Annotated in this window: 11 protein-coding genes; 4 read left to right on the forward strand and 7 right to left on the reverse strand. The window is 74.2% G+C overall.

The genetic code is table 11. The features are described from left to right. Positions 1–315 precede the first annotated feature (315 nt). The 3 genes from AB0K09_RS22845 to AB0K09_RS22855 all read right to left on the reverse strand — a co-directional run bounded on the left by AB0K09_RS22845 (position 316) and on the right by AB0K09_RS22855 (position 3,909). Positions 316–903, reverse strand: coding sequence for a helix-turn-helix domain-containing protein (locus AB0K09_RS22845; protein WP_366067228.1), 588 nt, complete (start codon positions 901–903; stop codon positions 316–318). A gap of 147 nt (positions 904–1,050) precedes the next feature. Then, entirely contained in the window at positions 1,051–2,823 is a 1,773-nt protein-coding gene (locus AB0K09_RS22850; RefSeq protein WP_366067229.1) for a biotin carboxylase N-terminal domain-containing protein, read from the reverse strand. Between the two features lie 354 nt (positions 2,824–3,177). Next, complete coding sequence (locus AB0K09_RS22855) at positions 3,178–3,909, reverse strand: IclR family transcriptional regulator C-terminal domain-containing protein (RefSeq protein ID WP_366067230.1); 732 nt, start codon at positions 3,907–3,909, stop codon at positions 3,178–3,180. Between the two features lie 81 nt (positions 3,910–3,990). Here AB0K09_RS22855 and AB0K09_RS22860 point away from each other — a divergent pair, with 81 nt between their 5' ends. Beyond that, entirely contained in the window at positions 3,991–4,542 is a 552-nt protein-coding gene (locus tag AB0K09_RS22860; RefSeq protein WP_366067231.1) for a hypothetical protein, read from the forward strand. Positions 4,543–4,549: 7 nt separating this feature from the next. On the opposite strand, the gene AB0K09_RS22865 is transcribed toward AB0K09_RS22860, so the two are convergent. From AB0K09_RS22865 to AB0K09_RS22880, 4 genes are all read right to left on the reverse strand, one after another. Next, positions 4,550–5,161 (reverse strand): nucleoside triphosphate pyrophosphatase, encoded by a 612-nt coding sequence (locus AB0K09_RS22865; protein ID WP_366067232.1) that lies wholly within the window; start codon positions 5,159–5,161, stop codon positions 4,550–4,552. Between the two features lie 79 nt (positions 5,162–5,240). Continuing rightward, positions 5,241–5,369: a hypothetical protein gene (locus AB0K09_RS22870; RefSeq protein ID WP_366067233.1), complete on the reverse strand. Its 129-nt coding sequence runs from the start codon at positions 5,367–5,369 to the stop codon at positions 5,241–5,243. 95 nt (positions 5,370–5,464) lie between these two features. Then, positions 5,465–5,671 carry an acyl-CoA carboxylase epsilon subunit gene (locus AB0K09_RS22875; RefSeq protein WP_366067234.1) on the reverse strand — a complete coding sequence of 69 codons (207 nt, stop codon included), beginning with the start codon at positions 5,669–5,671 and terminating at the stop codon, positions 5,465–5,467. Between the two features lie 29 nt (positions 5,672–5,700). After that, the gene (locus tag AB0K09_RS22880) at positions 5,701–7,308 is read right to left on the reverse strand and encodes an acyl-CoA carboxylase subunit beta (protein ID WP_366067235.1); all 1,608 of its coding nucleotides are present in this window, start codon (positions 7,306–7,308) and stop codon (positions 5,701–5,703) included. Positions 7,309–7,505: 197 nt separating this feature from the next. On the opposite strand from AB0K09_RS22880, the gene AB0K09_RS22885 reads away from it, so the two are divergent. The 3 genes from AB0K09_RS22885 to AB0K09_RS22895 all read left to right on the forward strand — a co-directional run. Continuing rightward, the gene (locus AB0K09_RS22885) at positions 7,506–8,360 is read left to right on the forward strand and encodes a biotin--[acetyl-CoA-carboxylase] ligase (RefSeq protein WP_366067236.1); all 855 of its coding nucleotides are present in this window, start codon (positions 7,506–7,508) and stop codon (positions 8,358–8,360) included. Between the two features lie 144 nt (positions 8,361–8,504). Next, the gene (locus AB0K09_RS22890) at positions 8,505–9,611 is read left to right on the forward strand and encodes an adenylate/guanylate cyclase domain-containing protein (protein ID WP_366067237.1); all 1,107 of its coding nucleotides are present in this window, start codon (positions 8,505–8,507) and stop codon (positions 9,609–9,611) included. Positions 9,612–10,013: 402 nt separating this feature from the next. Then, the coding region (locus tag AB0K09_RS22895; RefSeq protein ID WP_366067238.1) for an enoyl-CoA hydratase/isomerase family protein at positions 10,014–10,490 on the forward strand (477 nt) is incomplete at its 3' end.

Below are 10,490 nucleotides of genomic sequence, written 5' to 3' on the forward strand. Positions count from 1 at the left end.
GCGCGCCCCAGTCCCGGCGCCGCGACGTCCCGCCGCTGCCGGGGCAGCGGCGGCATCCCCTGGGCCCGGCGGCTCCGCCGGGGCCCCCGGGCGGCGGCCAGCTCCGCTCGGTAGCCGACCTGGCGCCCCGGAGACGCTGAACCGGGGGCTCCGCCCCCGGACCCCCGGGGTGGTCGCGGCCGCTGGTCCGGTGCGGGCCGGTTGTGCCCACCCGTGCCGCCCAGCGGCACGACTGCCCACAACCTCAGCTGATCCAGCCGGCCGGCGTTTGAGGCCACCGCGCGTCAGCGCGGTCCGGGGGCGGGCCCCCGGGGGTCAGCGGGCCTTCAGACCCGTCAGGGTCAGCATGAGGAGGCGGTCCGCCAGTTCCGGGTCGTCGGGGCTCTGCTCGGCGGCCAGCGAAATCGCATTGGTGAGCTGCATGAGGTCCGCGATGTCCACGTCCGCCCGCACCGCCCCCGCCTGCTGAGCGCGAGCGAGGAGCGTCGAGCCCGCCTCGCGCATCGGCAGGCTGCAGCGGGAGAGGGCGGACGCCTCGTCGGTCTGGGCGGCCATCAGGGCGCGGGAGAGGCCGCGGTAGGTGCTGGCGTGGGTGATGATGGCCCGCAGCCAGGCGACCAGGGCCCGGCAGGGCTCCGGCGAGGCCAGCAGTTCGCGCGAGCGGGCCAGCAGGCCGTCGACCTCGCCCTGGAAGACCGCGCTCATCAGGGCCGTGCGGTTGGGGAAGTGCCGGTAGAGCGTGCCGATGCCGACGCCGGCCCGCCGCGCGATGTCCTCGAGCGAGGCGTCCGTGCCGTGCTCCGTGAAGGCCGTACGGGCCTCGGCGAGAAGCCGCTCGTAGTTGCGCCGCGCGTCCGCGCGCATGGGTCGTGGTGCTGACGTCTGCGCCGTATCGGTCGCCATGTAGGGTCCGTCCTCCCGCTCGTGGCCCACACTGCCCGCCTGCCCCCGTTCCCCCGTCTGCCAAGGATGCCAGGCGCGGCGGGGCCGCAGGACATGCTCGGGGCCCCCGGCCGTGATCGGCCGGGGGCCCCGAGGCGGTACGACGCGTCAGTCCTTGATCTCGCAGATGACGGCGCCGGAGGAGACCGAGGCGCCGATCTCGGCGGTGATGCCCTTGACCGTGCCGGAGCGGTGCGCGTTCAGCGGCTGCTCCATCTTCATGGCCTCCAGGACGACGATCAGATCGCCCTCGTTGACCTGCTGGCCCTCCTCGACCGCGACCTTGACGATGGTGCCCTGCATCGGGGAGGCGAGGGCGTCGCCGGAGGCGGCGGAGCCGGACTTCTTCGCCGCGCGGCGCTTGGGGCGGGCCCCGCCGGCCGCGGCGGTGCGGGCGATCGTCATGCCGAGCGAGGAGGGCAGCGAGACCTCCAGGCGCTTGCCGCCGACCTCGACGACCACGGTCTCGCGGCCCGGGGCCTCCTCGTCCTCCTCCGCCGCCGCGCCGGCGAACGCCGGGATGGTGTTGACGAACTCGGTCTCGATCCAGCGGGTGTGGACCTTGAAGGGCCCCTCCTCGCCGTTCACCTCGGGGGCGAAGGCGGGGTCGGTCACCACGGCGCGGTGGAAGGGGATGGCCGTGGCCATGCCCTCGACCTGGAACTCCGCCAGCGCGCGGGCGGCCCGCTGGAGGGCCTGCTGCCGGGTGGCGCCGGTGACGATCAGCTTGGCCAGGAGGGAGTCCCAGGCCGGGCCGATGACGCTGCCGGACTCCACGCCGGCGTCCAGCCGCACGCCCGGGCCGGACGGCGGGGCGAAGGTGGTGACGGTGCCGGGCGCGGGCAGGAAGTTGCGGCCCGGGTCCTCGCCGTTGATGCGGAACTCGAAGGAGTGACCGCGCATCGGCGGGTCGTCGTAGCCGAGCTCCTCGCCGTCGGCGATGCGGAACATCTCGCGGACCAGGTCGATGCCGGTGACCTCCTCGGTGACCGGGTGCTCGACCTGGAGCCGGGTGTTGACCTCCAGGAAGGAGATCGTGCCGTCCTGGCCGACGAGGAACTCACAGGTGCCGGCGCCCTCGTAGCCCGCCTCGCGCAGGATGGCCTTGGAGGCGCGGTAGAGCTCGGCGTTCTGCTCCTCGGTCAGGAAGGGGGCCGGGGCCTCCTCGACGAGCTTCTGGTGGCGGCGCTGGAGCGAGCAGTCACGGGTGGAGACGACGACCACGTTGCCGTGCTTGTCGGCCAGGCACTGGGTCTCCACGTGACGCGGACGGTCCAGGTAGCGCTCGACGAAGCACTCGCCGCGGCCGAACGCGGCGACCGCCTCGCGGACCGCCGAGTCGTACAGCTCGGGCACCTCTTCGAGGGTGCGGGCGACCTTCAGGCCGCGACCGCCGCCGCCGAAGGCGGCCTTGATGGCGATCGGCAGACCGTGCTCGCGCGCGAACGCGACGACCTCCTCCGCGCCCGAGACCGGGTCGGGGGTGCCGGCCACCAGCGGCGCACCGGCGCGCTGGGCGATGTGACGGGCCGCCACCTTGTCGCCGAGGTCGCGGATGGCCTGCGGGGGCGGACCGATCCAGGTCAGCCCGGCGTCGAGGACGGCCTGGGCGAAGTCGGCGTTCTCCGAGAGGAAGCCGTACCCGGGGTGGACGGCGTCGGCACCGGACTCGGCGGCCGCCGCCAGGACCTTGGACACGTCCAGATAGCTGGTCGCGGGGGTGTCACCGCCCAGCGCGTACGCCTCGTCGGCCGCGCGGACGTGCAACGCGTCGCGGTCCGGGTCGGCGTACACCGCCACGCTGCCGATTCCGGCGTCCCGGCACGCGCGAGCGACGCGAACTGCGATTTCGCCACGGTTGGCGATGAGCACCTTGCGCACGATGGGTCCTTCCTGGGCGCTGCGCCGCAACAAATCAACAGGCGCGAGTTTAGGTACTGGCGACACCTTGTGCCGACCCGACTTCCGGGGTGACCTTGCCCACACGGAGCGTGAGGCGGGAGCCGGGTGCGGGCCCAAGTCCCCCGATGTCCCACGGTACGCCGGGAATCCCGGACCGACGGCCGGGTGGTCGTGTGGTCTCGGTCTCGAAGGCGGCCCGGGAGTGGCGGGGCCGTTTCTTTGTGGAGTCCCTACGAACGGGTGACGCAAAGTTTGCGCGCCGAGCCCTCTTGGCTTCTTGCTTACCCACGGGTAGCGCCGGTAATGCCGATCTTTCCTGACATAGGGGCGTATTCAGGCCAACTTCGCCGCCTCGGTCGCGACATGGCGGAGCGCGGCCACGACATGCCGCTCGCCCCGGCGGAACTCCTCCAGCGGCAGGGCCGCCGAGACGGCCGTGAGCGCGCCGCCGTGCGCCGCCGGCACCGGCACCGCCACACAGGCCACCCCGGGGACGCTCTCCTCGACCTCGACGGCCACGCCCTCCCGCCGTACGCGCCGCAGCTGCGCCTCCAGCCGCTCCGGCGAGGTGATCGTGCGGGCCGTGACGGCGGGCATCCCCGACGCCGTCAGATGGCGCAGCCGCGTCGCCCTGGGCAGCGCCGCCAGCAGCACCTTGCCGTGGGCGGTGGCGTGCGGGGCGTGGTCCCGGCCCGTGCCGAAGCCCCCCACGGCCGCCCGGTCGGCGCTCGCCCCGGCGAGCACGGCGACGTCCCCGTCCCGGTAGGTGCTGAAGTAGGTGTCGGCCCCGGCGGTCCGGCGCGCCCGCAGCAGCAGCTCCTGGACCCCGTCCGCCATCCGCATCTGCCGCCGGAAGGCCTGGTGCAGCGCCGGTACGCGGTAACCCAGGACGTAGCCGGCGGGGGTGCGGGTCAGATGGCCGCGCTCGGTCAGGGTGCCCAGCAGCTCGTACACCGTGGACAGCCCGCAGCCGAGCCGCCGGGCGAGGGCCTTGGCGGGCACCGGCCCGTCGGAGGCGGCGACGGCGTCGAGGGCGTCCAGGGCGCGGCCCGCGGACTGCGGCATGGGGGACTCCTTGGGTTCACTGCGAGGTGACGAGCGAGGTGACGAGGGTGACCGATATGGCATGACATCGTTGAAGAAGTCATGATCAAGCGCATTGCAGCTGCCGCCGCCCTGGCCGGCGCGGCCCTCTCCGTGACGTCCGCCGCCGTGGCCGCCGGTCCCTCCGCGCCCACGCCCGTGCCGCCGCCGGCGGCCGCGAACCCGGGGCACGCCGTCACGCCGCCGAAGACGACCCCGGCGCGGCCCGGGGACCGGCACGCGGGCCGGAAGGACGCGGCGCCGCTGAAGGCGACCTCGGCGAAGGCTATGCCGACGAAGGCCGCCGTGCCGGCGAAGGCCATGCCCGCCAAGGGCTCCATGGCCAAGGGAGCCCCCGCCCGGCCGGCTCCGTCGAAGGCCGCCCACGCCAAGGGCTCCCCGGCGAAGGCCGCCCACGCCAGGAGCGCGCGGCCGGAGGCCGCCGGGCCCGCGATGCCGCCGCCCCCGGCCGTCGTGCCGCCGCAGGCGCCGGAGGGCGGGCCGGAGACCAGCCTCTACCCGGGGCTGCCCCGGGGGCTCGGCAAGCTGAGCCAGCTCAAGCAGCTGAGCCAGCTCGGTCAGCTGAGCCAGGCCACCAGCCAGCTGCCGATCTGAGCGCGCGTCACGCCCAGAGGTCGGTGATCGCGACCCCCAGCTCGGCGAGGAGCGTGCGCAGCAGGGGCAGCGACAGGCCGATCACATTGCCCGGGTCGCCGTCGATGCCCTCGACGAACGGCGCCGACCGGCCGTCGAGGGTGAACGCACCGGCGACGTACAGCGGTTCGCCGGAGGCGACGTAGGCGGCGACCTCGGCGTCGCTCGGCTCGCCGAAGCGGACCGTCGTGGACGCGGTGGCCGAGGCCCGGCGCCCGGTCGCCGTGTCGATGACGCAGTGGCCGGTGCGGAGCACCCCGGAGCGGCCGCGCATCGACTTCCAGCGGGCCGTCGCCTCCTCGGCGTCGGCGGGCTTGCCGAGCGCCAGGCCGTCCAGCTCCAGCACCGAGTCGCACCCCACGACCAGGGCCCCCGCGGCGGACTCCAGTCCGGCCACGGCCGCGGCCTTCTCCTCCGCCAGGACGAGCGCGAGCTCGCCGGGGGTCGCGGCGTCGTGGGCGTCCTCGTCGACCCCGCTCACGATCACCTCGGGCGCGAGCCCGGCCTGGCGCAGCAGGCCGAGCCGGGCGGGGGACTGGGAGGCGAGGACGAGGCGGCGGCTTGGGGTGCGGTTGGTCATACGGGCCAGCGTAGGCGTTCGCCGGCCCGAGGCGGGTCCCGTCAGCGCGACCTGGAGCGGGGTGGCCGCCGCGGCGCTCTCAGAGCACGCCGAGACAGACGAAGAGCAGCACCATCCCCACGGCGAGAACGATTCCCGCCCGCCGGAGCATCGCCTGCGCCTCGCGCAGTTCCTCGGGCGGTTCGTCGGACGGGTCGGACCAGAGCATGCGTTCCATGCTCGGGCCGGACGCCGCGTCGCGCCTGAGTACGCGTACTCAGGCGCGACGTGACCTGCTCGCCGGCCCCCGGCGGGGCGCCCTGCTCAGGACGGCCAGTAGGCGGTCCGCCAGGCGCGCGGGCCCGGGCGCGGGGTGCGGCGGGCGCCGGCCAGCCGGGCCGGGGCGGCCCACTCCGAGCGGACGGGCGCGGACGGCGCGGCCGTGGCCCCCGCCGCCGCGCGCGCCCGGACCACCGCCAGTGCGGCGGCCAGCTCCTCGGGGGTCGGGTTGCCGCGTACCACCTTGATCACTTCGGGCTCCCTTCGGATGCGCGGGTCCGCTACAGCGGGATGTTGCCGTGCTTCTTGGGCGGCAGGGCCTCGCGCTTGTCGCGCAGGATGCGCAGCCCGCGGACGATGTGCCGACGGGTGTCGGACGGCATGATCACCGCGTCGACGTAGCCCCGCTCGGCCGCCACGTACGGGTTGAGCAGCGTGTCCTCGTACTCCGCGAGCAGCTCGGCCCGCAGCTCCTCCTGCTCCTGCGGCGACGTCGCCGCCGCCAGCGAGCGGCGGTGCAGGATGTTCACCGCGCCCTGGGCGCCCATGACCGCGATCTGCGCGGTGGGCCAGGCGAGGTTGAGGTCCGCGCCCAGGTGCTTGGAGCCCATCACGTCGTACGCACCGCCGAACGCCTTGCGGGTGATCACGGTGATCAGCGGAACCGTGGCCTCCGCGTAGGCGTAGATCAGCTTCGCGCCGCGCCGGATGATGCCGTTGTACTCCTGGTCCGTACCCGGCAGGAAGCCCGGCACGTCGACGAACGTGAGCACCGGGATGTTGAACGCGTCGCAGGTGCGGACGAAACGCGCCGCCTTCTCGCTCGCGTTGATGTCCAGGCAGCCCGCGAACTGCATCGGCTGGTTCGCGACCACACCCACCGGGTGGCCCTCGACCCGGCCGAAGCCCGTGAGGATGTTCGGCGCGAACAGCGCCTGCGTCTCCAGGAACTCCCCGTCGTCCAGCACGTGCTCGATGGCGGTGTGCATGTCGTACGGCTGGTTCGCCGAGTCCGGGATCAGCGTGTCCAGCTCCCGGTCGGCGTCCGAGAGCTCCAGGTCCGCCTCCTCCGGGTAGGCGGGCGGCTCGGAGAGGTTGTTGGACGGCAGGTAGGACAGCAGCGCCTTGACGAACTCGATCGCGTCCTTCTCGTCGCCCGCCATGTGGTGCGCCACGCCCGACGTCGTGTTGTGCGTGCGCGCGCCGCCCAGCTCCTCGAAGCCGACGTCCTCTCCGGTGACCGTCTTGATGACGTCCGGGCCGGTGATGAACATGTGCGAGGTCTGGTCCACCATGACCGTGAAGTCCGTGATGGCCGGGGAGTACACCGCGCCGCCCGCGCACGGGCCCACGACCAGGGAGATCTGCGGGATCACGCCGGAGGCATGGGTGTTGCGGCGGAAGATCTCGCCGTACATGCCCAGGGACGCCACGCCCTCCTGGATCCGGGCGCCGCCCGAGTCGTTGATGCCGATGACGGGGCAGCCCGTCTTCAGCGCGAAGTCCATCACCTTGACGATCTTCTGGCCGAAGACCTCGCCGAGCGCACCGCCGAAGACCGTGAAGTCCTGCGAGAAGACCGCCACCGGGCGGCCGTCCACCGTGCCGTAGCCGGTGACCACGCCGTCCCCGTACGGGCGGTTGGCGTCCATGCCGAAGTTGGTCGAGCGGTGCCGGGCGAACTCGTCGAGTTCCACGAAGGAGCCCTCGTCCAGCAGCAGATCGACCCGCTCCCGCGCGGTCAACTTGCCCTTGGCGTGCTGCTTCTCCACCGCCCGCGCCGAGCCGGCGTGCGTCGCCTCCTCGATCCGGCGCTGCAGATCCGCGAGCTTGCCCGCGGTGGTGTGGATGTCGGTTCCCTGGATTCCCTGGGCTTCTGGCTCGGACATGGGGCTGCGGCTCCTGCTCGTCCGTCAAATGAGTGGGGTGACCGGGGTCACCGCGCTGGCTACCGGTTCGTAGGGTATCGGCGTGGCTGCACTCCGGCAGTGCGGCGTTGGACACACCCCGCGCCCGGTGAAGCACCGCCCCGACGGCGGCGCGGCGCCGTCCCGGGCGGCCCCCCGCGGCTCCTATCGTTGCCGTCATGACCTCCTCCGACGCTCCGAACGGCCGCTGGTCCGACCTGGACCGCCCCCCGCTCAACGCCGCCGCCCTGCGCCGCGCCCTGATCCGCCCCGGCGGTCTGTGGACGTCCCTGGACGTCGTCCCGCGCACCGGCTCCACCAACACCGATCTCGTCACCTCCGGCGGCCCCGAGGGTGCCGTGCTGATCGCCGAGGAGCAGTCCGCCGGCCGCGGCCGGCTCGACCGCACCTGGTCGGCGCCGCCGCGCTCCGGGCTCTTCTTCTCCGTCCGGCTCGTCCCCGGGCCGGAGGTGCCCGCCGAGCGCTGGGGCTGGATCCCGCTGCTCGCCGGCGTCGCCACGGCCACCGCGCTGTCCCGCGCGGCCGGCGTCGACACCGCCCTGAAGTGGCCCAACGACCTGCTCGTCACCGTCGACGGCGAGGAGCGCAAGACCGGCGGCATCCTCGCCGAACGCACCGAGGAAGGGGGCGTCGTCCTCGGCATCGGGCTCAATGTCTCGCTGCGCGCCGACGAACTGCCCGTCCCGGGCGCCGGCTCCCTCGCCCTCGCCGGCGCCAAGGTCCTCGACCGCGACCCGCTGCTCCGCGCGATCCTGCGCTCGCTCGCCGAGTGGTACGAGGAGTGGCGCGCCGCCGGCGGCGACCCCGCCTCCTCGCGGCTCCAGGAGACCTACGCCGCCGGCTGCGCCACCCTCGGCCGCACCGTGCGCGCCGAACTGCCCGGCGGCCGCGCGCTCGTCGGCGAGGCCGTCGCCGTCGACGGCGACGGACGCCTGGTGCTGGCGACGCCGGACGGGGTCCAGGAGCCGGTGGGGGCGGGAGACATCGTCCATCTGCGCCCCGCGGAGTCGTGAGGGGAGCCGTAAAGAGTGAGCCCGGCCGGTCACTCCGGCGGTCCGCGAAGTGAGCTACGGCACACCTGACGTATCGTTGTGCCCGGAAACCAGGCGAGCGGCGATCGGCAGGGCAGTGCGCACGGATCGGACAGGGGGCCGGCGGTGACCGCCGACGACGGGGCGACGGGCGAGGGCGGCGCCGGCGGCGCCGCGCGGGAAAAGGTCGTCGACGAGGACTTCGGCGACGGCACCGACCCGCTCGCGCTCCGGCTGGAATCGCTGATCCTCGGCGCCGAGCGCCGCTACACCCCCTTCCAGGCCGCCCGCGCCGCCGGCGTCTCCATGGACCTCGCCGCCCGCTTCTGGCGGGCCATGGGCTTCGCCGACATCGGCCAGGCCAAGGCGCTCACCGAGGCCGACGTACTGGCCCTGCGGCGGCTGGCCGGCCTCGTGGAGGCCGGGCTGCTCAGCGAGCCCATGGCCGTCCAGGTCGCCCGCTCCACCGGGCAGACCACCGCCCGGCTCGCCGACTGGCAGATCGACTCCTTCCTGATGGGCCTGACCGAGCCTCAGGAACCGGGCCTGAGCCGCACCGAGATCACCTACCCGCTGGTCGAGCTGCTCCTGCCCGAGCTGGAGGAGTTCCTGATCTACGTCTGGCGGCGCCAGCTCGCCGCCGCCACCGGCCGCGTCGTCCAGGCGGCGGACGACGCGGAGATGGTCGACCGCCGGCTCGCGGTCGGCTTCGCCGACCTCGTCGGCTTCACCCGGCTCACCCGGCGGCTGGAGGAGGAGGAGCTCGGCGAGCTCGTCGAGGCCTTCGAGACCACGGCCGCCGACCTGGTCGCCGCGCACGGCGGCCGCCTCATCAAGACCCTCGGCGACGAGGTCCTCTACGCGGCCGACGACGCCGGCACCGCCGCGGAGATCGGCCTGCGCCTCATCGAGACCCTCGCCCACGACGAGACCATGCCCGAGCTGCGCGTCGGCATCGCCTTCGGCACGGTCACGACCCGCATGGGCGACGTCTTCGGCACCACCGTCAACCTCGCCAGCCGCCTCACGTCGATAGCGCCGCGCGACGCCGTCCTCGTCGACAGCGCCTTCGCCGAGGAGCTCGCCCGCAGCGGCGACGCCCCCAAGTCCGAGGCGGAGGCGGCCGCGGCGGGCGGCACGGACTACCGCTTCGCGCTCCAACCGATGTGGCAACGCCCGGTGCGGGGACTGGGCGTGGTGGAACCCTGGCTCCTGACCCGCCGGGGCGGCTAGCGCCTGCGCTTTCCGGGGACGCGGCGGGGCCCGCCGTCGCGGCGGGAGAAGGGGGCGGTCCGGGGGCTCGCCCCCGTCTTTTGTTCCGCCGCAACGGTGCTCAGCCCGTTGCCACCGGTCCGGCGGTGCCGGGCCGCCGGTTGCGGCGGGTTTGGGCCGGGGTCCGGGGGAGCTTGCCCCCGTTTTTTGTTCCGCCGCGACGGTGCTCAGCCCGTTGCCACCGGTCCGGCGGTGCCGGGCGGCCGGTGGCGGCGGGTTCGGGCCCGGGGCCCGGGGCCCGTGGGGCTTGGCCCCCGTCTCCGGCCGCGCGCCGTGGGGGGCCTGGGTAACCGCCGGAGGCATGGGTAGGCTGCGCCTCAGTTTACGGTCGTTAACCCGCGTCGTTAACCGAAAGGCACCCGCGTGAGCGAGCAACGCTTCGGCGAGTGGATCGCCGTCCGCAGCCACGAGAACGGCCATGTCGCCGAGCTCGTCCTCGACCGCCCCAAGGCCATGAACGCCGTCTCCACGGCCATGGCCCGGGCCATCGGCGAGGCCACCGCCGCCCTGGCCGCGGACCGTGACGTCCGCGCCGTCGTCCTCACCTCCAGCCACGAGCGCGCCTTCTGCGTCGGCGCCGACCTCAAGGAGCGCAACTCCTTCACCGACGCCGACCTCTCGCGCCAGCGGCCGCAGGCCCGCGCCGCCTACACCGGCGTTCTCGAACTGCCCGTGCCGGCCATCGCCGCCGTGCACGGCTTCGCCCTCGGCGGCGGCTTCGAGCTGGCGCTGTCCTGCGACGTGATCGTCGCCGACAGCACGGCCGTCGTGGGGCTGCCCGAGGTGTCCGTCGGGGTGATCCCGGGCGGCGGCGGCACCCAGCTGCTGCCGCGCCGCGTC

The sequence above is a fragment of the Streptomyces sp. NPDC049577 genome (genome assembly GCF_040675635.1).
Taxonomy (GTDB): domain Bacteria; phylum Actinomycetota; class Actinomycetes; order Streptomycetales; family Streptomycetaceae; genus Streptomyces.

Excerpts from the sequence above, each read along its gene's own strand:
- AB0K09_RS22865 (WP_366067232.1), bottom strand. The coding sequence starts at position 5,161 with ATGACCAACCGCACCCCAAGCCGCCGCCTCGTCCTCGCCTCCCAGTCC.
- AB0K09_RS22860 (WP_366067231.1), top strand. The coding sequence starts at position 3,991 with ATGATCAAGCGCATTGCAGCTGCCGCCGCCCTGGCCGGCGCGGCCCTC.
- AB0K09_RS22880 (WP_366067235.1), bottom strand. The coding sequence starts at position 7,308 with ATGTCCGAGCCAGAAGCCCAGGGAATCCAGGGAACCGACATCCACACC.
- AB0K09_RS22845 (WP_366067228.1), bottom strand. The coding sequence starts at position 903 with ATGGCGACCGATACGGCGCAGACGTCAGCACCACGACCCATGCGCGCG.
- AB0K09_RS22885 (WP_366067236.1), top strand. The coding sequence starts at position 7,506 with ATGACCTCCTCCGACGCTCCGAACGGCCGCTGGTCCGACCTGGACCGC.
- AB0K09_RS22855 (WP_366067230.1), bottom strand. The coding sequence starts at position 3,909 with ATGCCGCAGTCCGCGGGCCGCGCCCTGGACGCCCTCGACGCCGTCGCC.
- AB0K09_RS22870 (WP_366067233.1), bottom strand. The coding sequence starts at position 5,369 with ATGCTCTGGTCCGACCCGTCCGACGAACCGCCCGAGGAACTGCGCGAG.